This is a genomic window from Pseudarthrobacter sp. C4D7 (assembly GCF_013359725.1).
GTDB lineage: Bacteria > Actinomycetota > Actinomycetes > Actinomycetales > Micrococcaceae > Arthrobacter.
This window is the reverse complement of record NZ_JABFMW010000006.1, coordinates 113,304-133,427: the sequence shown is the minus strand read 5'-3', so window position 1 is coordinate 133,427 and position 20,124 is coordinate 113,304. Positions and strand designations below refer to the sequence as shown.

The following is a 20,124-nucleotide window of genomic DNA, read 5'->3' as shown; positions in this document are numbered from 1 at the left end:
AGCGGGTCTCATTTCAATGGGTGTGGCCCGTTCGAAAGGGGCCGGAAGAGTTTGTAGGCAGGCAGGCAGGCCGGGGGCCGGGCACGGACGTTCCGTGACCGGTCCCCACTGCCGTGGGACATCAGGTGGTCAGGAGTTCTTCTTGAAACGGTCGTAAGCCTGCTGGTAAACATCGATCATCGTGTCGACGCCGACGTTTTTCAGTTGCGAAACGTAGCCGTCCCACTCCTGGTCGATGCCGCCGGAGACAATCCATTTGGCGGTGTTCTGTTTCACGAGGGTGGCAACGTCGGCCTCAATGGTGCTGATCTGCTGGAGTTCTTCGTTGGAGAGCGCCACCGGCGGGTATCCATCGTTTGCGGCGAACGGCTTGTAGTTGTCTTCAACAGTCTTCTGCCGTTCAGCAGCCCGGGGCTCAGGCGCTACCACCGTCTGGAAGTTTTCTGCGGTGTTGGCCTTGGGTCCCCCCGGCGCCACTTTTTGGCGCCGTTCGCCTTCGCTCGTACCGGCCGGGGCGGGAATCTGGGTCAGCAGGCCGGTTGCGGGGTCTTTCTGCAGGGTCTCGCCGATGGGGCCCCAGTTGGCCTGGGCTGACTGGATGGGGTCATAGAGGTTATCTGCCCAGCGCATGGTTGCGGCCGGGTACTTGTCGGCCCGGGTGATGGCGAACGCCCCGCGGGCAATTTCCTGGTTGTTGGACTGGCTGGCCAGCCTCTTGCCATCCACGCCTTCGAGCACGGGCAGCAGTTTGTAGTCGCCGGCGCGGTCAGCCCCGACCATTTCCTTGATTTCCCACCAGACGAACGAGCCCAGGTTTTCCGTGCCGGCTTTTCCCTTGGCCAGGTACGCCTTGTCGTCCTGCGAGAAGGATTCGGGATCGATCAGGCCTTCCTGGTACCACTGGTGCAGGGTCTGGATTGCCTTCTTGTAGCCGTCCTGGGTGGCCGTGTAAATGACTTTGCCGTCCTGGACGATGCGGTGGTCCATGTTGTCCGGAACGCCGCCAAGAGCTGCGATGAGGTCGACGATGTCGCCGCACCACGAACTGGGCATGAAGCTCAGGGGGATGGTCTTGCCCGTGCCCGAGGCATCCTTGGTTTTGAAGGCGAGCAGGGCGTCGTGCAGTTCGTTGACGGTCTTTGGCATCGGGATGCCAAGCTTGTCCAGCCACGCGGTATTGATGGCCATCTCGTTGGGGAACTGGACCAGGCCGAGTTCCTCGACGGAGGGCAATGAGTAGATATGCCCGTCCGATGACGTGATGGCGGCCTTGATGTCCGGCCGGGCTGCCAGGAGTTTGGAAAGGTTGGGTGCGTTCTTCTCGATGAGGCCTTCGAGCGGAATGAGCGTGCCGTTTGCCGAGTAGGTGCCGATTTCGGCGTCGGTGAGGCCGCTGTTGAAGAAGGCATCAGGGAGGTCCCCGCTGGCCAGGATCAGGTTCTTCTTTTCCTTGAAGACAGTCTCCGGGAGGTTCTGCCAGTCGATGTGGATGTTGGTGTCCTTTTCCCACTGCTGCACCAGCGTCATGGTGCTGTAATCGGGAGCCAGGGCGCTCTTCGTTCCGGAGAATTTCAGGGTCAGCTGGTTCTTGACGATGGGAAAGCCGGTTTCCTGGAACCCGGCTTCTGCGGAAGAGTCCTTGATATCGCCGGATCCCTTGGAGTTGCCCGAGCATGCGGTGAACAGCATTGTTCCCGCCATGAGGGTGCCGAGGACGGCGAGTTTGCGGCTGGTAGCCATGGGTCGTTTCCTTTTCTGTTTTGCGGGGGAGGGGTGATGACGGCGGACGGTGGGGACCGCCGTCGGGCATTCGTGTCCGGTGCCGGGGCCTAGCTCTTGACCGCGCCGATCATGGTGCCCTTGGTGAAGTGCTTTTGCATGAAGGGCAGCGCAATCATCAGCGGCAGGCTGGAGACGACGATCATGGCGTACTTGGTCAGCTCGCCGATGCGCTGTGCTGCGGCGTAGGACTCGATGTCGCCGCCGGTGGTGCCGGCGGAGGAGACATCGGACTGGATGAGGATGTTCCGCAGCACGAGCTGCAGGGGGTACTTGGTGTCGTCGTTAAGGAAGATCAGGGCGTCAAAGAATGAATTCCAGTGCGCCACCACATGGACCATGATCATGAGCATGATGAGCGGCTTGGACAGGGGGAGCACCATCTTGAAGAAGAAGGTGAAGTCGTTGGCGCCGTCCATCTGGGCAGCTTCCCGGAGCTCCCCGGGGATGGTGTTTTCGAAGAAGGACCGGGCAATGATCAGGTTCCAGACTCCCACCGCTCCTGGCAGCACGACTGCCCAGACGGTGTCCAGCATGCCCAGGTCCCGGACGACCAGGTACTTGGTGATCAGGCCGCCGTCGAAGAACATGGTGATGACGAAGAGCAGCATCAGGAACTTCCTGCCCGGCATGTCCTTGCGGGACAGCGCGTAGGCACCGAACAGGATGGTGGTCACGCTGATCGCCGTCCCCAGGACCGTGTAGATGACCGTGTTGCCCAGGCCATTCCAGATCCGGCTGTCTGCGAGGATCCGCTGGTATCCCTCCAGCGTGACACCGGAGGGGAACAGCCATACTTTGCCTTCGTAGACGGCATTGGGGTCGCTGATCGAGGCGATGACGATGAAGTACAAGGGATAGACGACGGCGACGAGGGACAGCGTCAGGATGGTGACGGCGGCGATGTTGAAGGCGGAGTCGGCCCACCTGCCGCGGAACGACGGCGTCCGCTGGCCACGGGGCCGGGGTTGATTGACGGGGGCCGGGGCGGCCACGGTATCGGTGTTCAGGGACATCACGGCATCACCACAGGGTTGCTTGGTTGGCCCGGCGCGCTACCCAGTTGAAGGTCAGCAGCAGCACGAGGTTGAGGACGGAATTGAACAGGCCAATGGCGGCCGAATAGCTGAACTGCGCCTGCTGCAGGCCTGCGTGGTAGACGTACGTTTGAATGATTTCCGACGTCGGCAGGTTCAGGTTTGTTTGCATCAGCAGGGCTTTTTCGAATCCCACGTTGAGCAGGTTCCCGATGGCGAGGATGAACAGCACCGTTATGACGGGCATGATGCCCGGCAGGTCGATGTGCCGGATGCGTTGCAGCTTGGAGGCGCCGTCAACCTTGGCGGCGTCATGCAGCGCGGGGTCGATCCCGGACAGGGCAGCCAGATACACGATCATGGAAAAGCCCGCGTTTTGCCACACATCTGAGATGACGTAGACGGGCCGGAACCACTCCGGGGAGCCCATGAAGAAGACCGGCTGGCCGCCTGCCAGCTGAATGGCGTTGTTGACCAGGCCCGACCGCGGCGAAAGCAGGACGAACATGATGCCCACAACGACCACCGTTGAGATGAAGGCCGGAGAATAGAGCACGGTCTGGGTGAACTTCTTGAACCGTTCGCTCTGTAGTTGGTTGACCAGGAGCGCGAGAATGATCGGAATGGGGAAAGCCAGCAGCAGGCCCAGCACAGCAATCCAGAGGGTGTTACCAACCACTTGGCTGAACTGGTAGGAGTTGACGAACCTCACGAAGTGCTGCAGGCCAACCCAGGGGCTTCCGCTGAATCCATCCACGGGGTTGTAGTTGCGGAAAGCTATTTGTACCCCATACATCGGCCAGTACTTGAAAACTGCGATGTAGACGAGTGCCGGGATAAGTAATACGTATAACTGCCACGCCCTGCCCACTCTTTTCAGGCGCAGCGAAAAGGCCTTCCGCTGGCGCGCTTGAGGCGGGGATGCGGGCGGTGCTGCCGGCGTAGGCCGGGCCAGGACGCGGCTCATGGCTTCTCCTTCGGATGTGTCACTGAGTTCCGTTCAATCAGCGGGCAGGTCATGAACTCGACCCGCCCGTCAGGTTCGGCGCCCTGCAGGATGAGGTCGACGGCACGGCGCCCCATCTCGACAAATGGCAGCTCTAGAGTGGTGAGTCCCGGCCTCAGGTGCGGGGCCAGAGTCTCCTGGTTGTCGAAGCCAACAATGGATACATCGCCGGGGATCGAAAGGTGCAGCTCCGCGGCGGCCTGGTAGGCCCCCCATGCGGTGCGGTCGTTGGCGCAGAAGATGGCGGTCGGGGGATTGCCGGATGTCAGCAGCTCCGTCGCATAGGTGAAACCATCGTCTTCGTTGCCGGTGCCGAAGCGGACCAGGCCCGATGACACCGGGATTCCGGCCTCGGTCATTGCCTTGGTGTAGCCGTTGAAGCGTCCCACGGCTGCGGGGAGTTCGCTTTCCAGGGTTTCGATGTTAATCATCGCTACCTGCGTATGTCCGGCTTCGATGAGGTGCCGGGTGGCGGTGTAACCCCCCAGTTCCTCATCCGGGGCGACGCTGGGAAGGCGCAGCTTGCGGTCCTGGGAATTCAGCACCACCGAGGGGACTGCCTCCAGCGCTTCGGGGACATCGAGCCGGCGGTGGTACATCCCCGCGTAAACGACGCCGGCGACCTTGTAGGAGAGCATGGAATCCAGCGACGCTGATTCCAGTGCCTTGTCTCCACCAGTGTTCATGGTCAGCAGAAGCAGGCCGTCTTCCCACGCGCGTTCCTGTGCCCCTTCGATGATCTTTCCTGCGAAAGGTGTGGTGGCGACGGCGTCACCAAGGAACCCGATGATTCCGGAAATGCCTTCCCGGAGGGTTTTGGCGTGGGCGTTAGTACGGTAGCCAAGCTGCTGGACAGCGTCGTTCACCCGCTGGCGGGTCTCGTCCGAAAACCGGGAACCGGACGCCGAATTCAGGACCAGGGAGACGGTAGCCTGGGACACTCCTGCGGCAGCCGCCACGTCATGCATGGTGGGTCCGGAGCGGGGGCGGGACCTGGCCATGGGCACCTCCTTGAGCCAAATGGTTATTCGTATCAGTTATTCGTATAACCGACAGAAAGAACAGTAACCTGCACCACATGGCGGCGTCAAGATGTTACGTACGCAGCAGTCACGCCTAGGTGGACACATCCCAACGCCGGGTTGGAGGGACAGGGCCCCCGGCGGCCTCGTCGGATTCATCCCCGCAGTGGTCGGAGTTCCAACTGTCCACGCAGGTTCTACTGTGTAAGACTTCGGGCATGGATGACCCCCGCAGCCGGATTCTGCCCCTTCTTCGACAAGGCGAAAGGCTGCTGTGGACCGGTCGACCTGATCCGCAGGTTCGGTTCACCGGCGCGGACGCTTTCCTGGTACCGTTCAGCGTCCTCTGGGGCGGGTTTGCAATCTTCTGGGAGGTCATGGTGGTCACCACGGCCAAGCAGCCCTTCTTCCTGCTCTGGGGCATCCCTTTCGTTCTCGTCGGCCTCTACATCATCTTTGGCAGGTTCATCGTCAAGAAGCGGCGGAAGCTCCGCACGGTCTACGGCCTCACCGACCGGCGTGCGATCGTCTGCGTCGGCGACAGGTCGGTTTCCGAGTCTTCGCTCAACGCCACTCCTACAAAGGTTGATCGGTCCAGAGACGGACGGCACGTCAGCGTGACCTTCGGGTATCAGGGCATGGGTGGTCTTTTCGGCGGTGGCATGCCTCAAAACACTGGAATGGACTTCTTTAACCTCGGACGCGGGCAAACGGTCGCCTTCTACGATGTTGAGGATTCCGGAGAGCTCATTGATGCTTTGGACCACGCCAGGGTCAGCTGAGGACCGGCGGGGCGCCGGGGCCATTGCCTGGGCGCTGCTCCTGCTCGCCTCCATGCTGCTGATCGGTTACGGGATCGTGCGTGCCGGCTGGTATCTCTGGCTTCCCAACCCCGCACAGCAGGAGCAGGTCTGGGTGGGGAACCGGTACGTCTACGGCGGCTGCCTGCTGTCCGTTACGGCCGCCGCATGGTCCCACCTCCGCGGCCACAAGGTGTGGGTGAGCGTCTGCGCCGGGCTGCCGGGGGTTCTTGTTGGGTGGACCACCTGGGATGACCCGTACAGTCTGCTGCGGTGCCTGGCCGCCGTCGTCACCTTCCTGCCGGCCCTGGCAGCCGCCGCCGAGGTGATCCTGGCCCGCGGCCACCGGCGTCGGGGTTAGCCCTGGCGGAACGGGTCCTTTGTCGAGCCGGCCTCAGCTGATAAAGGCTGTCATGCGGACCGACACCAGAATGCCCTCAAGATCAACGCCGAGACGTGCAACATAGCGCGTGGGAGGGTCATCCGGGAACCAGCGCGCATACTCCTCGTTGAGTCCCGCGAAGTCGGACGGATCACTGAGCAGCACCCCGACCTCGACCACGTCAGCCAGGCCTGCTCCCGCTTCCCGAAGGATGGCCTCGCAGTTCGCAAGAGCTTGGCGCGTCTGAGCTTGGATACCGTCGCCCGCAGTGTGTCCGCTGCTCGGGTCGATGCCGACAATGCCCGAAACAAACACGAACGGTCCCGCCTTAACGCCTTGGCTAAAGAGCGGAGAGCCCGGAGCATTGGTCGATTTGATGACCTCCCTGGTCATGAGAAATCCTTTCCTAGCCGCCTACAACGAGCCGTCGCAGCTGATGTACGGGGTCGGGCACTTCGTCGCCGTGCGAGAAAAGCATCCGGACCGGGTCCAATGCTGCGAGCTTTCCGAGCGTAGCCTCGGCTGCCGCCGGGTCGGCAGTAAAGGGCGCCGGCGGACGCGTCATTACTCCCTCGACCGTGCCGACGGCGTCCCCGGCGAACAGCAGCCCTTCGGATTCCCATAGCAGGCAGATGTGCCCCTTCGTGTGGCCTGGAGCCGAAATGACCCGCAGGGGGCGGACGTAGTCTCCCTCGTGCAGCGGCCGGACCGGCACCTCCGAGCGAATATCGGATATGTCGGGTCCACCAGCCCATACCGTTGCGCCTGGGGCCTGGGCCGTCACTGCCTGCAGCCCGCCGGTGTGGTCGGGATGCGAATGCGTGATGATGATGTCGGTGAGGTCCGCCCATTGCGCTCCAAGCCGGCTGAGGGCTGAGCCGATGTCGTCAGGGGCGGTGTTCATGCCGGCGTCCACCAAAAGGAGTCCGCTCCGGTCCCTGAGCAGGAAACACCGCACATCGAATTCCATCGGCTCCGGGCCCGCCATGCCTGCGGGCAAATGAACGGACTGAACGACGGATTCGACCAAATCCGGGACGTCCACCATCTTTCTGCCTCCCGAGCTGAGGTACGCCCTTTCAATATGGGCGCCCCACGCAGAGCCGTCAAGAGCTCACATATTCCAGGCACGCTGATGGAAAGAGCGCATGCCGGAGCCTGAAAGGCTTCAGGATCACATGCGTTTCATTGCGCTTGTCCTATCGCTGAGGGTTCTCGACGGCGTCGCTTAGACGTGCTCCCGCACGGTGCTCAACGACAGGAGGTTCCTGTAGTCCTGCGCGAGGTCCTGCAGCTGTTCGTCCGTCACGTTCCGTACGCCGTGCAGGACGAAGGGGCGGAGCCATTGCATTCCGAGCCGCCGGGCTGTGGCCTGCAGCGGGATGAGGATGTCGTTGTAGTCCCATCCGTGGAAGCCGTCAGGGGAGTAGGCCTCTCCGGCGCCGCCCGTGCTGGTGGCAACCCGGAGTGTCTTGCCTGCAAGTGCCCCGGATGCGCCGGTGCCGTAGGCCCAGCCGCGGACCAGCACTTCATCGAGCCAGGTTTTGAGGAATGCCGGAGGCGCGTACCAGTGGGTGGGGTATTGCAGGACGATGTTCTCGGCCGCCTCCACCGCGGCCCTCTCTGCGGCAAGGTCGATGTGGCCTTCCGGGTACAGGCGTCGCAGGTCGTGCACCGTTAGATCCGGTGCATCCTTGAGCGCGGATGAGAGCGCCCTGTTGATACGGGATGCGGAAAGGTTGGGATGGTCCAGAAGGACCAGCGTCTTGTGATCAGCTGTCATGGTCGTTGTTCCATTTCATTGCCGTGCGGACAATCAGGGCGGGGACGGTGCTTGAGGGCGAGGACGAACGGTGGTTCCCGGCTATGTGCAGTACGTCAAGCATCGTCCCGGACAAGTACCAGGGGACCCGCTGATTCCGTCAGGAAACCCACAAATAGCGTCAGGGTGCGAACATCACGCGGGGAGGTGACCGTCGTCGCCGTCTCGCAGCATGAGTCGCTTGAGATATAGGGAGGGACTCATTCCGACCTTCTGCGTGAAAACGCGCCTCATAGTCTCTGCACTTCCGAATCCAGTTGCGGCTGCAGTGGCTGCAACGGTGGCTCCGTGTTGAAGCATTGCCTGCGCGGCTTCGATCCGCACCTTTTCGACATACCGGGCCGGACTGGTCCGGGTTGCCTCCTGGAACCTGCGGGCCAGGCTGCTGGCACTGAGATGTGTCATGGCGGCCATGGCATCGATCGAGTAATCAGCCGCAGGCTCGGCTGTGATCCGGTCCAAAAGTTCCCTCAGGACATGGTCCCGGGACGTGGTGGCAGCGACGGCAACCGAATGCTGGGATTGCCCGCCTGGCCGTTGTTGAATATGACCATTTGCCGTACGACGGCGCGGGCTACTTCAGGACCATAGTCGTCCTCAACCATGAACAACGCCAGGTCCACGCCGGAACTGATGCCGGCGGACGTGATGATCGAATCATCCTGCACAAACAACGCATCGGGGACTACATTCACCAGGGGAAATGACTTTCTGAACCGCTCGACCTGGGTCCAGTGCGTTGTCGCGTTCCGGTGGTTCAACAAACCCGTGTGCGCCAGGAGAAAAGCACCAGTGCAAACGGATGCAATCCTTGTGGCACCGGTCGTCAGCTGACCCACGGCGTCAACCAGTTCCTGCTCAAAAGGCTTGGCCACCATACCGTAGGCCCCAGGAACCAGCACCGTGTCCAGGGCACCTGCCCGCGCGGCGGTGGACTCCACCATCAAAAAGTGGCCGTTTGCAGCCCGTTTGGCTTGGCCGTCCGCCGAAACCATAACCGTCTTATAGTCGGCGCCAAAGGCATTGGCATGATGGAACACGTCAGCTGGCCCGGCGACGTCCATCATCGTGACGTTGTCGTGGACCAGGAACCCGATGGTCCTGCCACGATCACTCACTTCTCACCGCAGTCCTCGCATCCGGCGCTCCACACGCCTCCAAACACTCGTATGGGCACCTTTCCCATCATGAATCCTGACCCGATAGGTTCGCAACGGCTCGAGCGGAGGCTGGAAAGCAGGATTAATCCCCTGGGCGCGGCCAGTGCCCGGGTGAGCGTGAAGCAGCCCGCCGGGCCAGGGGGATAGAGGCGCCTCTTCCGGGTTGCGCGGTGCCTGTTCAACGACTGCATGGCCCAAGCACTGCCCGATCATCAGCCGGGGATGCATCGCTTCGACCTCGGCGCGTGGGCCATGCCCGCTACTTTTCGTCGGGCCCCAGGTCCGGGCCGTGCACAAAGCGAAGATCCCGTGAAGAGCTGGATTGCAGTTCAAGGATGGCGAGTTCGTTCGTGCCTTCACGGATCAGGGGTCCGGGGACGTAAAGGGTCCGTTGCGGGCCGCGGCTCCAGTAGCGGCCTAGATTGAATCCGTTGATAAAGGCGTTGCCTTTGGTCCAGCCGTCAAGGCACAGGTAGCGGTCTCCGGGGCCGTCGGCCTCGAACATGGCGAAGGACATGGATGGCCCGGCCACACCCCCCGAACCGGACAGTTGGTTGGCTGCAGCCCGGAACATCTGCAGCGATGAAAGGTCAACCGGACGCAGATTCCAATCCAGCACTTCCGCGCCGTCGAGCAGCGCGGGCCCGATCAGGCCTTTCGCCTCACCGATTCGTGGCCCGTAATTCACGCGGCCCTGGTCCTCCATTAGGATCTGCAGCAGCCCGTCACGGGGGATGACGATGGACCGTTCGCCGAGTTCACGGCTGAGCGTGCCAAGGGGCAGTCCGTCCAGGAAGAATTGGGCGCGGTCGCGGACCTGTCCGAAGGTGAGGACGCCGCCGTTGGCCAGCTCCCGTTCGTACACGAAAAAGCCGCGGTACTGGCCGGTGGCCTCGCTCGGCGGAATAGTGCCCTGCATCTTCTCTGCAGGGCCCGCGGACACAACGTCCAGCAGCGTCGCTGCCGAGGAAACCGTGACCACGGATTCCGTGGCCCTTGGCCGGGGCGCAGGAACCTCTGCCGGCACTGGAAAATGCCTGGCGATCACGTCCCGGAACGCAAAGTACTTCCCGGTGGGGTGGCCGTCCTCGGTGAGCGGGGCGTCGTAATCGTAGGAGGTGATGGTGGGTTCGTAGATGCCCTTGTCATTGGCGCCGTTGGTGAACCCGAAGTTGGTGCCGCCGTGGAACATGTAGATGTTCACGGATGCCCCCGCGGTGAGCAGGGCGTCGAGTTCAGCTGCGGAGGCTGCGGCGTCGGTGGTGTGGTGGTGGGTGCCCCAGTTGTCGAACCAGCCGTTCCAGAACTCCGCGCACATCAGCGGGCCGTCCGGCTGCCGCTCCCGCAGGAAGGCCAGGCGTTCGTCGGCCCGTGACCCAAAGGTGCCGGTCTTGTGCAGCCCAGGCAGCGAGCCGTCCTCAATCATGGTGCCGAAGGGCTGGTCACAGGTGAACAGCGGGACGTCCACTCCGGCCCGCTTCGCTGAGTCCACCAGGTGCTGCAGATAGGCCTTGTCCGAGCCGTACGCCCCGTATTCGTTTTCGATCTGAAAGAGGACCACCGGACCACCCCGGGTGACCTGCCGCTCCACCACGATGGGCAGCAGCTGCTCCATGAAGCGGTCCACGGCCGCCAGGTAACCGGGTTCGCTGCTGCGCACGCCGATGGTTGGATCCGTGAACAGCCATGCCGGCAGGCCGCCGTTGTCCCATTCCGCGCAGATGTAGGGGCCCGGCCGGACAATCGCGTGCAGTCCTTCGGCGGCGACCAGGTCAAGGAAGCGGCCGAGGTCCAGGCCGCCATCGGTCCGGAAGGCTCCGGGAGTGGGGGAGTGTTCGTTCCATGGGACGTACGTTTCGATGGTGTTCAGCCCCATCAGGCGTGCCTTGTGGATCCGGTCCGCCCAAAGGTCCGGGTGGACCCGGAAGTAGTGGATGGCGCCGGAGAGGATGCGGAACGGTTCCCCATTCAAGAGGAAATCGCGGTCGCCGATGGCAAAAGTGGGCAAAGGGGAGTCCTAGGAAGAGCGAAGTGCGGACGAATAGGCGTAGGAGGCGTTGCTCCACACGACGAACAGCAGCGGGGCCGGTGCCAGCGCCACGCCCAGGATTGGCTGCAGCAGGGCCGCTGCCGCGATGATTCCGAGCAGAACCAGCATGGCCAGGCTCAGGTACCAGCGCTGGACGGACAGGTAAAGGGCCGCTTTCAAGAGGTCCGTCAGCGTCGTGTTCGGCAGGAGTACGACGCCGGCAATCGCCATGACAGCGACACTCGCCGCGACAGCCGCCGCCACTATGATCACGGGCACCAGGACCGCCGCGGCGGGCATCGCCTGCACAATGGCCAGGTCCACGCCCAGGAACAGCAGCACTGCCACGGCGGCAAGCCCCAGCGGGGCCGCCCGCCGGAATCCGCGCCGGTAGCCCCGAACAAAGGAGGTAACGGGCTTCGCTGCCGCACCGTCGTCGTGCAGGGCCTGGAAGGAGGCGAAGAGTCCGGCGAGCGATGGCGGAACGGTGACAGCGAGCACCAGGAAGAAGGGCCAGGCGGAAACAGGGTCTGCCACCAGGGCCAGGCACAGCACCAGTGGTGCGTTGGCGACGGCCATCAGCACGTTTCCCGCGAGGAAGGTGTAGATGAAGCCGAAGATCCCGCCGAACGTTTCGAACCCGGGGCTGGGAATCCGGCCGGCCAAACCGCGCCGACGAACCGGGTGCTGTGCCATGGAGGTCATCCTTTCATGCCGCTCGTGGCGATGCCCTGGATGAAGTAGCGCTGGCCGATCAGGAAGATGACCAGGATCGGCAGTACCGAGATGACGGACCCGGTCATGATCATGGCGTACTCGGCATCGAACTGGCCCACGAAGGAACGCAGGCCCAGCTGGACCGTCCACAGGCGGTTGGAGGTGAGGTAGATGAACGGTCCCATGTAATCGTTCCAGGTGTTCACGAATGTCAGCAGCGCCAGGCTGGCCAGGGCGGGCTTGGACAGCGGCAGGATCACCCGCGCCCAGATGCCGTACTCGCTCAGGCCATCGATCCGGGCTGCCTCGCAGAGTTCGTCCGGAATGGTCATGTAGTACTGGCGCATCAGGAACACGCCGAACGCGCCGAACGCCTGCAGCAGGATCAGGGCGTTGAAGCTGTTGGTCAGCCCCAGGTTCTGCATCATGATGTACTGCGGCACCATGTAGGCCTGCCATGGAACGGCGATGGTCCCGATGTACGCCAGGAACAGGACGTCCCGGCCCGGGAAGCGGACCTTGGAGAACCCGTAGGCCGCCAGCGAACCGGTCAGGACCTGCAGGCACGTGATGATCACGGCCAGGTACAGCGAGTTCTGCAGGTAACCCATCATGGGGATCCGGGTCCAGATATCAGCGTAATTGCTCCACACGAACTCGCTGGGTATCCACTGGATGGGGACGGTCAGGACCTGGTTGTTCTCCTTCAGCGAGGAGGAGAGCATCCAGATGAACGGCACCATCAACGCGACCACCAGCACGGCCAGCACGGCGTAGATGGCGATGTCCGTGCTGCGCTTCTTCCGCTCCCGGGTGGACCGCCTGCCGGGTTTGGAGACGGGCGCACGACGACGGTCTGCCGGAGCAGGTGCCAGTCCGGCCCCTGCGAGGGGTTCTTGAGCCTTGAGGTCTTCGGCCATGTTGGTCATCAGCGTTCCCTCCGCTGTTGGATCTTGAACTGGACGACGGTGACCGTCAGGACGATGAGGAACAGCACCAGGGAGATCGCAGAGGAGTAGCCGAACTTCCCTTCGCCGATGCCTTCCTGATAAATGAGCTGGGACAGGACCGTGGTGGCGCGGCCCGGGCCGCCGTTGGTCATGACCACGATGAGGTCAAAGACCTTGAAGCTGGACACGGTCAGCATCACCACCACGAAGAACGTAGTGGGGCGCAGTGAGGGGATTGTGACATTCCAGAAGCGCTGCCAGGCGCTGGCGCCGTCAACTTCCGCTGCTTCGTAGAGCTCGCTGGGGATGGCCTGCAACCCGGCCAGGTAGAGGACCATGTAGTAGCCCATGTCCCGCCAGACGCTGGTGATGATGACCGCGGGAAGAGCCCAGTCGGAGCTGGAGGTCCAGCCGGGAGCCTCGGCGATGCCGATGGAGTGCAGGAACTGGTTGATCGGGCCGTTGTCCGGGCTGAAGAGCATGTTCCAGACGACGGCGACCGCTACCAGCGAGGTGATGTAGGGGAAGAAGATGGCTACCCGGAAGAAGCCGATGCCCTTGAGCTTACGGTTCAGGAGCATGGCCAGCAGCAGGGCCAGGGCCATGGTGAGGGGGACGTGGCCGACCGCGTAGGCAACCGTGTTCCGCAGGGCGATCCAGAAGGAGTCGCTGGCCAGCATCCGCTGGAAGTTGGCCAGGCCAACCCACTTGGGCGCGCTGAAGGAGGTCCACTCCATGAAGGAGAGGGCGAAGGCGGCCAGGACCGGGATGAGCGTGAAGGCGAGGAAGCCAATGAAGTTCGGGAGGATGAAGGTCCAGCCGATGAGCGTGTTCCGCCTGGCTTGCTTCCGGTTGCCTCGGCTCTGCACGGGTGCAGGTGCCTGGGGGATGGTTTGTGTAGTCATGATGACCGCTCCCGTGGCTGGAAGCGTTCCTCCTTTTCAGGATCAGGAGAGTGCAGGTTCCGGTCCGGTGCCGCCTTTTCGGCGGCACCGGACCCGGGAGTATTACTGGCCGAGAACTTCGCTCTTGACGCGCTTGCCCATCGAGGCGATGCCGTCAGGCACGGACTTCTCGCCGACCATGATCAGGTCGTGCTCCTGGTTGAGTACCTTGTCGGTCGCGGCCGACTTGTCGCTGACCGGCATTTCCAGCGCGGTCTGGTCTGGAGTGAAGGCCTTCTTGGACAGGTCGTCGGTGGGCATGCCGTCGAGTTTGAAGTAGGAATCCTTCACGGCGTCGTCCTGCAGCGCCGGGACTACGCCGATCGTTGAGATCGCCTTGGCCCCTTCCTCCCCGGCGGCCCAGGTGATGAATTTCTTGGCCTCATCCGAGTGGGACGCGTTCTTGTTCACGGCGAACGCCGTGGGGGATCCGAACGTGGTGACCTTGCCGTCGTCGTTCTTCTGCGGCATCGGTGCCAGACCCCAGTTGACGTTGGTCTTGCCGTCCTTCTTGGCCTGCAGGATCCCGGCGATGTACCAGGTGCCCATGGGCATCATCGCGGCCTGGCCGCTTTCAAACATGGTGCGGTAACTGGTCTTCTGGCTCTTCGCCGTGGCGTAATCCAACGTGGCGCCGCTCTTCTGGAGGTCCAGGGCGGTGTTGTACTGGTCCTGGAAGTAGCTGTAGTCCCCGCTGTTCTGGTCCTTGCCGTTCTGGGCCGCGGAGATGGCCTGCACCACGGAGCGCCAGATGTGGTGGTAGGTTCCGTAAACCTTCTTGCCATTGGCTTCGCTGGTCAGCTTCTTGGCCAGCGCCGAGTATTCGTCCCAGGTCAGGTTCTCCGGGTCTTCGATCCCGGCGGCCTTGAAGAGGTCCTTGTTGTAGTAGAGAAGCCAGAAGTCCTGGCGGTACGGCGCGGCGAAGTACTTTCCGTTGATGTCGAAAGCGTCGAGCGTGGCCAGTTTGTCCTTGCCGACCGAGTCGACGACGTCGCCGATCTCCTGCAACTGTCCGTTGTTGGCGTACCGGGAGTAGTCGATGACGTTCTTCATGGTCAGGACGTCGGTCTTGTCGCCGCCGGCCAGCATGGTGGTGACTTTCTGCGGATAGTCATCGGCGAGGATGTCCACCGGCTGGATGTCAACGTTCGGATTCGCTGCTTCGTAGGCATCGAACAGGGCCTTGAATTCAGGGGTCCCCTGGTAGTTCCAGACAGACACCGTCAGGACGGTCTTCCCGTCCTGGCCCTGGGGTTCGGCGGGTCCTGCGGCGCCCGCACAGGCGGACAGTCCAAGCCCGGTGGTCACTGCCAGGGCGACGGCGGCGAAAGTTCTGCGCTTCATTGCGTTCTCCTCTGTTGGGATTGAGTGGTTCGCCGTGTCAACGGCATGTGTGGTTTGGTCAGGCGCTGAGGGAAAGGTCTTTGGAGACCACCTGCGCCATGAGTTGCTGGCCGGTGAGGTACCTCTCCAGGTCATTCAGTGCGGCATCGGACATCCGCCGGGTTTCGGTGCCCAGTGAGCCGGCGATGTGGGGGGTGATCTCGACGTTGGGCAAGTCATAGAGGATGGAATCTGCCGGCAGCGGTTCAGGGTCTGTGACGTCGAGGATCGCCTGGATGCGGCCGGTGGAGCATTCAGTTTCGAGTGCCTTGGTATCCACCAGCGAGCCCCGTGCAGTGTTGATGAGGGTGGCATGGTCCTTCAGGGCACGCAGTTCCGGTCCGCTGATCATGTGCCGGGTTTCCGGAAGGGCCGGGGCATGGACGGAGACGATGTCGGAGGCGGCCAGCAGTTCCGCCAACGGGACCAGTGTGCCGCCGGCCGCCGCCACGGTGGCCGGGTCGGCATGTGGATCTGCCACGAGGCACGTGACGTCCTGGAGCTGCTGGACCAGCTGGACCACCCTGCGGCCGACGCGGGAGAAGCCGATGATGCCGATGGTTCTGCCGATGTTGCCCAATTCGCCGCGGGCTGTGGTGTAAGTCCAGTCCTCCCGGAAGGTGCGGGCGTCGTTGGCGAGCACCTGGGCCTTTTTTCCGGCCAGGACGATCGTGGCGAACGTGAATTCGGCGACCGGGATGGCGTTGGCGTCGGCGCCGTTGGTGACGAGAATGCCCCGATCCCACAGTTCCTGGGTGACGAAGCTTCGCACCGTACCCGCGCAGTGGAAGACAGCCCGCAACTTCGGCATGCGTTCCAGGACAGCTGCGTCCAGCAGGGGAACGCCCCAGCTGGTCAGCAGGATCTCCACTTCGGCAACCTGCGGTGCCAGTTTTGGATAGTCGAGGGAATCGGTCCAGGCTTGTCCGCCCAGATCCACCAGGCGCGCCAGCCGGGCGAGGCGGGTGGCATCAAACTGGTCGGCAAAAGTTCCGCGGTTCATGACCAGCAGGGCCTTTGGCTTGGAAGACATCCGGGCCTCCTCTCTTCTTTGGGATGGTGTGTCCGGTTTGTTCGATCATGTCTTGCATCACATCTAACAATCAGTAGATACTCAAGAACAAGAATGAACAACCAGGTTGATCGCATTCATTCATAAACAATCAAATTCGAATAATTGAGTTGGGCTGATGACACTCTCCGAGGCTTTTACAGTTCCCCCCGATGTGCCGTCGAGGCCGCTGGCTGCAGCGTGGGGAAGGGCAGCTTCTGCGGCAGAACTCCGGATGCTGCTGGCAGGAGCCGCCGGCCGAATCAGTATTCCCCGGGCCGGCAGTGCAGCGTGGTCATCATTGTCCGGTGATTGCCTGCCCGAGTTGGCTGGACAGGCAGCCGCGGAGCGTGCGGCACCATGGCCGCAACCCTTGTTGTCCGACTATGCACGGTATTTCCGCGACGGGAACCGTACGGCGTACGAGTCCCTGGTGGCGGCCCGTCAGCACCGCCTGACGCGGGCGGTCGTCATGGCCCTTGTTCCCGGACATGGTGACGCAGGAAATCCTGGCCCCGACTGTTCGGGCCTGAATGAATGGCTGGACGAGGTCATCGACGGTGTCTACCTGCTCTGCGAGCAAAGCTCCTGGAGCTGGGCAGCGCACGACGACGTCTTCGTCAGATCCGGCGGTGTCGTCCCGGACAGGTCGCTTCCATTCCTGGACCTGGGTGCCGGCGAGGTTGCTGCCCAACTTGCGTGGATTGATCACGTCCTGGGTGAGCAGATTGAGGCGAGGGCGCCCGGGCTGCGCAGGCGCGTACGTGAGGAGACGTACGAACGGGTAATCCAGCCTTTCCTGGAGCGGCTGGACTGGCACTGGCTGGGATTGAACGGTGACGTGCACAACTGGAACCCCTGGATCCATTCCAACCTGATCGCCGCGGCGCTGTTCCTGGTGGACGACGCGAGCACCCAGGCGAACACAGTGGCCAGATGCGTCGAAGGGCTGGACCGGTTTCTGGCCTCCATCCCTGATGACGGTGCCATCGATGAAGGATTTGCATACTGGTGGAACGGCGCCGGACGGGCGCTGGAAGGCCTCTCCCTGCTGGAGCAGGCCACCGGGGGAGTGCTCGACGGCGGCCTGCCGGTGGTCCGCGGGCTTGTGGCCTTTCCGCACAGGATGCACATTGGCGGCACGTGGTTCCTGAACGTCGCCGACGGTCCCGCCCGGTCTGCGAAGAGCCTGCCATGGGACATGCTGCACCGGTGGGCCGTGCGCTTGGGCGACGAACCCGCGGCCGGACATGCCGCAGCCATGATGAGCGGCACGGTGGAGGCCAGTGCAGGACTGGGCAGGGTCCTGCACTCCCTGCTCACCGGCCCTGGCGAACCCGCAGGGGAGGCCACGTCAGGTCCACCACTGGCTCCCCTGACCTACCTGCCGTCGGTGCAGATCATGACCGCACGTGAAAGCGGCGGCACGGAAAAAGGCCTCTACCTCGCTGCCAAGGGCGGACACAACGGCGAACACCACAACCACCGCGACGTCGGTTCGGTCGTCATTGCCGTGGACGGCGTACCCCTGCTGGTGGATGCGGGCCAACCGACCTACACAGCGAAGACGTTCGGTCCGGACCGCTATGAGATCCGTGCCATGCAAAGCGCATGGCACAGCGTCCCGGCACCCTTCGGGCTCGAACAAGGAACCGGCAGGGAGTTCACCGCGACCGTCCTGGCCGCCCCTGACGCGGGAAACCCGCGCCTGACGTTGGCTATCGGTGCCGCCTACGGACTCAGCCCGGAAAGCTGGATCCGCAGTTCCTTCCTTGACGCCGAAGCCCGCACGGTCACCATCGCCGACCGCTGGGAATTGTCCGCCCCTCCACGTGACGCCCCGGGGCAGGACGCAACCTCCGGCGTCGACATCGCTTATCTCACTGCCGGAACGCCGCAGCTGCAGCCGGGCAGCGCCACCATCCGGCCAACGGGCATTCCGGGCGCAGCGCAGGGCAGGGGAGCCGTCCTGCGCTGGGCACCTGGATCCGCCGACGTCGTCGTGGATGAATGGCACCTGGATGATCCGCTCCTGGCAGAGGTGTGGGGCGCCAAGCTCACCCGGCTTCGTTTCCGAATGCCCAGCCAAAGCCGCGCCGCCGGCTCGTTTATCCTCACCGTGGAGGCAACATCATGAGTCCTGACCCAAGCCCCGAAGCGACAGGTAAGTCCTTGTTCTCCCTGCAGCGGCGCGAGCGGCTCATGGAGGAGCTGCGCGCCCACGGCGCCATTACCGTCCGTGAGATAGCCGCAAAGCTGGGGGTCAGCGAGCTGACCATCCGCCGCGATGTGAACATCCTGGCCGATGAAGGGTTGGTGTCCCGGGTGCACGGCGGGGCCACGCTGCCCAGTCGTCTGGACAAGAGCGCAACCGCAGCGCGGCAGCTTTCAAACAACTACTCCATTGGCATGGTGGTGCCATCGCTGGATTACTACTGGCCGCAGGTCATCAGCGGGGCCCGCGCTGAAGCCGAGGAACAGAACCTGCGGATCCTGGTCCGCGGCTCCGCCTACGACGCAGCGGATAACCGCAGGCAGGTGCAGGCGCTTCTGGACACCCAGAACATCGACGGCCTCATTGTGGCTCCGGACATGACCGGAGACCATGGCCAGGAACTGCTCCGCTGGCTGAACGCGCTTCCCATTCCCGTGGTGCTCGCCGAACGCCGCGCTCCTGCCGAGACGCCCGCGCACAAACTGGAGTGGGTGGCCACGGACCACGCGTTCGGCGCAGGCATGGCAGTGCGCCATCTGTGGCAGGAGGGACACCGCCGGATCGGTTGCCTGACCGATTCATCCAGCCCCACAAGCCCGCACGTGGTCCGGGGATGGCAGCAGGCACTGGCCGCGCTGAAGATCCCCTTGGAAGGTTCGGTCCACGAGGACTCGGCCAAACAGGAGAACGGCGATCGCAGTAAACATTTCGACCACGTCCTGGACTTGTGCAGCAAGACGGGAACCACCGCCATGCTGGTCCACTCGGACACCCAGGCGGTGGCCTTCGTCCAGCACTGCGGGGACCGGGGCGTCACCGTCCCCGGCGACATGGCGATTGTGGGATACGACGACGAGGTGGCCTACCTTGCGGAGCCGGCCATCTCCGCCGTGCGCCCACCCAAACAATACGTCGGCAAGGTAGCAGTGCAGCTCATGGCGGCCCGGCTCGCAGAAGGACGCCTGCGGCCCGTGCACCGCATCGACCTGAACCCGGAACTGATCCTGCGGGAATCGTCGGTGGGGGCGCCGCGGCACCTGGCTTCCGCCGTCGTGCAGGAAACCTTGTGACGGCGGCTGGCGCGGCCCGCCCCACGGCCCTGTTGCTCAGCGGCACGGGACGGTACGCAGACCCCTGGCATCCCTTTGCCGACACCTCCGCCGCCCTGGCGGGCCTGCTTGAGGCGGCGGGTTTACAGGTCATCATCCCCGATGACGTCGATACCGCCCTGGCGGACCTGGTGGACACGGACGACACGGCACTGCCTTCGCTGCTCGCAATCAACGTCGGACTCCCGCGCGATGGTGACCCGTCGCCCGGCACGCCCGGGGCCGCGGCCGGGCTAAGCCGCTGGCTGGCTTCGGAACTGCCGTTGCTGGTCTCCCACTCCAGCTCCACCAGCTTTACGGACCTGCCCGCCTGGGAGGAGGGACTGGGCGGCCGCTGGATCCGGGGCACTTCAATGCACCCGGAGTACGGCCCGGCGTCCATTGACGTCCTTCCCTGCTCCGGCCCGGTCGTGTCCGGCGTCCCCAACTTCGACCTGCTCGATGAGCGCTACAGCTTCCTTCGCACGTCGCCTGACATCACAGTTCACGCCACGCACACCCATGAAGGGATGGAGCACCCGGTGCTGTGGTCGCTGGAACGCCGCAGCACCGGGACCGGCAGCGGCGGAAGGACGTTCTACGACGCCCTGGGCCATGACGCAGCCTCCTACCAGTCACGTGAGCACTGCAGAATCCTGTCGCAGGCCATCGCCTGGCTGACGTGCCCCTGAAGCCGCCACACCTCACAGAACCTTTGCCGCATACCCACTGACCAGCA

Annotated in this window: 20 protein-coding genes; 5 read left to right on the top strand and 15 right to left on the bottom strand. The window is 63.4% G+C overall.

The window, feature by feature from the left end; translation table 11 throughout:
• Nucleotides 1-129: 129 nt before the first annotated feature.
• The 4 genes from HNO81_RS06985 to HNO81_RS06970 form a co-directional block, all read right to left on the bottom strand.
• The gene (locus HNO81_RS06985) at nt 130-1,740 is read right to left on the bottom strand and encodes an ABC transporter substrate-binding protein (protein WP_175317410.1); all 1,611 of its coding nucleotides are present in this window, start codon (nt 1,738-1,740) and stop codon (nt 130-132) included.
• A gap of 89 nt (nt 1,741-1,829) precedes the next feature.
• On the bottom strand, nt 1,830-2,795 hold the full coding sequence (locus HNO81_RS06980; RefSeq protein ID WP_175317436.1) for a carbohydrate ABC transporter permease: 966 nt from the start codon (nt 2,793-2,795) through the stop codon (nt 1,830-1,832).
• Between the two features lie 7 nt (nt 2,796-2,802).
• Entirely contained in the window at nt 2,803-3,783 is a 981-nt protein-coding gene (locus HNO81_RS06975; protein ID WP_175317409.1) for a sugar ABC transporter permease, read from the bottom strand.
• The gene (locus HNO81_RS06970; RefSeq protein ID WP_254703344.1) at nt 3,780-4,823 is read right to left on the bottom strand and encodes a LacI family DNA-binding transcriptional regulator; all 1,044 of its coding nucleotides are present in this window, start codon (nt 4,821-4,823) and stop codon (nt 3,780-3,782) included. Before HNO81_RS06970 ends, HNO81_RS06975 begins: the two co-directional genes overlap by 4 nt.
• A gap of 239 nt (nt 4,824-5,062) precedes the next feature.
• On the opposite strand from HNO81_RS06970, the gene HNO81_RS06965 reads away from it, so the two are divergent.
• Both HNO81_RS06965 and HNO81_RS06960 read left to right on the top strand, forming a co-directional pair.
• Nucleotides 5,063-5,626 (top strand): hypothetical protein, encoded by a 564-nt coding sequence (locus HNO81_RS06965; protein ID WP_175317408.1) that lies wholly within the window; start codon nt 5,063-5,065, stop codon nt 5,624-5,626.
• Entirely contained in the window at nt 5,598-6,005 is a 408-nt protein-coding gene (locus HNO81_RS06960) for a hypothetical protein (RefSeq protein ID WP_254703343.1), read from the top strand. The genes HNO81_RS06965 and HNO81_RS06960 overlap by 29 nt, the downstream gene beginning before the upstream one ends.
• 33 nt (nt 6,006-6,038) lie before the next feature.
• On the opposite strand, the gene HNO81_RS06955 is transcribed toward HNO81_RS06960, so the two are convergent.
• From HNO81_RS06955 to HNO81_RS06905, 11 genes are all read right to left on the bottom strand, one after another.
• Entirely contained in the window at nt 6,039-6,419 is a 381-nt protein-coding gene (locus HNO81_RS06955; RefSeq protein WP_175317407.1) for a RidA family protein, read from the bottom strand.
• 13 nt (nt 6,420-6,432) lie between these two features.
• Entirely contained in the window at nt 6,433-6,996 is a 564-nt protein-coding gene (locus HNO81_RS06950) for an MBL fold metallo-hydrolase (RefSeq protein WP_256398686.1), read from the bottom strand.
• A gap of 258 nt (nt 6,997-7,254) precedes the next feature.
• Nucleotides 7,255-7,809 (bottom strand): NAD(P)H-dependent oxidoreductase, encoded by a 555-nt coding sequence (locus HNO81_RS06945; RefSeq protein WP_175317405.1) that lies wholly within the window; start codon nt 7,807-7,809, stop codon nt 7,255-7,257.
• A gap of 174 nt (nt 7,810-7,983) precedes the next feature.
• Nucleotides 7,984-8,253 (bottom strand): helix-turn-helix domain-containing protein, encoded by a 270-nt coding sequence (locus HNO81_RS20390; protein ID WP_371818185.1) that lies wholly within the window; start codon nt 8,251-8,253, stop codon nt 7,984-7,986.
• A 65-nt stretch (nt 8,254-8,318) separates the two neighbouring features.
• On the bottom strand, nt 8,319-8,966 hold the full coding sequence (locus HNO81_RS06935) for an AraC family transcriptional regulator (protein WP_175317403.1): 648 nt from the start codon (nt 8,964-8,966) through the stop codon (nt 8,319-8,321).
• 301 nt (nt 8,967-9,267) lie between these two features.
• The gene (locus tag HNO81_RS06930; protein WP_175317402.1) at nt 9,268-11,016 is read right to left on the bottom strand and encodes a beta-galactosidase family protein; all 1,749 of its coding nucleotides are present in this window, start codon (nt 11,014-11,016) and stop codon (nt 9,268-9,270) included.
• 9 nt (nt 11,017-11,025) lie between these two features.
• On the bottom strand, nt 11,026-11,733 hold the full coding sequence (locus HNO81_RS06925; RefSeq protein WP_254703341.1) for a DUF624 domain-containing protein: 708 nt from the start codon (nt 11,731-11,733) through the stop codon (nt 11,026-11,028).
• Nucleotides 11,734-11,738: 5 nt separating this feature from the next.
• Nucleotides 11,739-12,683 carry a carbohydrate ABC transporter permease gene (locus HNO81_RS06920; protein WP_175317400.1) on the bottom strand — a complete coding sequence of 315 codons (945 nt, stop codon included), beginning with the start codon at nt 12,681-12,683 and terminating at the stop codon, nt 11,739-11,741.
• Entirely contained in the window at nt 12,683-13,609 is a 927-nt protein-coding gene (locus HNO81_RS06915; RefSeq protein WP_175317399.1) for a carbohydrate ABC transporter permease, read from the bottom strand. The genes HNO81_RS06920 and HNO81_RS06915 overlap by 1 nt, the downstream gene beginning before the upstream one ends.
• Before the next feature lie 102 nt (nt 13,610-13,711).
• The gene (locus HNO81_RS06910; RefSeq protein WP_175317398.1) at nt 13,712-14,992 is read right to left on the bottom strand and encodes an ABC transporter substrate-binding protein; all 1,281 of its coding nucleotides are present in this window, start codon (nt 14,990-14,992) and stop codon (nt 13,712-13,714) included.
• A gap of 58 nt (nt 14,993-15,050) precedes the next feature.
• Nucleotides 15,051-16,064: a hydroxyacid dehydrogenase gene (locus HNO81_RS06905; RefSeq protein ID WP_175317397.1), complete on the bottom strand. Its 1,014-nt coding sequence runs from the start codon at nt 16,062-16,064 to the stop codon at nt 15,051-15,053.
• Between the two features lie 157 nt (nt 16,065-16,221).
• Between HNO81_RS06905 and HNO81_RS06900 the strand changes: the two genes are divergently transcribed.
• Genes HNO81_RS06900 through HNO81_RS06890 form a run of 3 tightly spaced genes read left to right on the top strand, consistent with a single transcriptional unit; the run spans nt 16,222 to nt 20,077 of the window.
• Nucleotides 16,222-18,219, top strand: a complete 1,998-nt coding sequence (locus HNO81_RS06900; RefSeq protein WP_254703340.1) for a heparinase II/III family protein — start codon at nt 16,222-16,224, stop codon at nt 18,217-18,219.
• On the top strand, nt 18,216-19,367 hold the full coding sequence (locus HNO81_RS06895; protein WP_175317396.1) for a LacI family DNA-binding transcriptional regulator: 1,152 nt from the start codon (nt 18,216-18,218) through the stop codon (nt 19,365-19,367). Before HNO81_RS06900 ends, HNO81_RS06895 begins: the two co-directional genes overlap by 4 nt.
• Nucleotides 19,364-20,077: a ThuA domain-containing protein gene (locus HNO81_RS06890; protein WP_175317395.1), complete on the top strand. Its 714-nt coding sequence runs from the start codon at nt 19,364-19,366 to the stop codon at nt 20,075-20,077. The genes HNO81_RS06895 and HNO81_RS06890 overlap by 4 nt, the downstream gene beginning before the upstream one ends.
• The last annotated feature ends 47 nt before the right edge of the window (nt 20,078-20,124 follow it).

What these genes read in the sequence shown, in the direction of transcription:
- HNO81_RS06985 (WP_175317410.1), bottom strand. Translation starts at nt 1,740, where the DNA reads ATGGCTACCAGCCGCAAACTCGCCGTCCTCGGCACCCTCATGGCGGGA.
- HNO81_RS06980 (WP_175317436.1), bottom strand. Translation starts at nt 2,795, where the DNA reads ATGTCCCTGAACACCGATACCGTGGCCGCCCCGGCCCCCGTCAATCAA.
- HNO81_RS06975 (WP_175317409.1), bottom strand. Translation starts at nt 3,783, where the DNA reads ATGAGCCGCGTCCTGGCCCGGCCTACGCCGGCAGCACCGCCCGCATCC.
- HNO81_RS06970 (WP_254703344.1), bottom strand. Translation starts at nt 4,823, where the DNA reads ATGGCCAGGTCCCGCCCCCGCTCCGGACCCACCATGCATGACGTGGCG.
- HNO81_RS06965 (WP_175317408.1), top strand. Translation starts at nt 5,063, where the DNA reads ATGGATGACCCCCGCAGCCGGATTCTGCCCCTTCTTCGACAAGGCGAA.
- HNO81_RS06960 (WP_254703343.1), top strand. Translation starts at nt 5,598, where the DNA reads ATGCTTTGGACCACGCCAGGGTCAGCTGAGGACCGGCGGGGCGCCGGG.
- HNO81_RS06955 (WP_175317407.1), bottom strand. Translation starts at nt 6,419, where the DNA reads ATGACCAGGGAGGTCATCAAATCGACCAATGCTCCGGGCTCTCCGCTC.
- HNO81_RS06950 (WP_256398686.1), bottom strand. Translation starts at nt 6,996, where the DNA reads ATGGAATTCGATGTGCGGTGTTTCCTGCTCAGGGACCGGAGCGGACTC.
- HNO81_RS06945 (WP_175317405.1), bottom strand. Translation starts at nt 7,809, where the DNA reads ATGACAGCTGATCACAAGACGCTGGTCCTTCTGGACCATCCCAACCTT.
- HNO81_RS20390 (WP_371818185.1), bottom strand. Translation starts at nt 8,253, where the DNA reads ATGACACATCTCAGTGCCAGCAGCCTGGCCCGCAGGTTCCAGGAGGCA.
- HNO81_RS06925 (WP_254703341.1), bottom strand. Translation starts at nt 11,733, where the DNA reads ATGGCACAGCACCCGGTTCGTCGGCGCGGTTTGGCCGGCCGGATTCCC.
- HNO81_RS06920 (WP_175317400.1), bottom strand. Translation starts at nt 12,683, where the DNA reads ATGACCAACATGGCCGAAGACCTCAAGGCTCAAGAACCCCTCGCAGGG.
- HNO81_RS06915 (WP_175317399.1), bottom strand. Translation starts at nt 13,609, where the DNA reads ATGACTACACAAACCATCCCCCAGGCACCTGCACCCGTGCAGAGCCGA.
- HNO81_RS06910 (WP_175317398.1), bottom strand. Translation starts at nt 14,992, where the DNA reads ATGAAGCGCAGAACTTTCGCCGCCGTCGCCCTGGCAGTGACCACCGGG.
- HNO81_RS06905 (WP_175317397.1), bottom strand. Translation starts at nt 16,064, where the DNA reads ATGTCTTCCAAGCCAAAGGCCCTGCTGGTCATGAACCGCGGAACTTTT.
- HNO81_RS06900 (WP_254703340.1), top strand. Translation starts at nt 16,222, where the DNA reads ATGACACTCTCCGAGGCTTTTACAGTTCCCCCCGATGTGCCGTCGAGG.
- HNO81_RS06895 (WP_175317396.1), top strand. Translation starts at nt 18,216, where the DNA reads ATGAGTCCTGACCCAAGCCCCGAAGCGACAGGTAAGTCCTTGTTCTCC.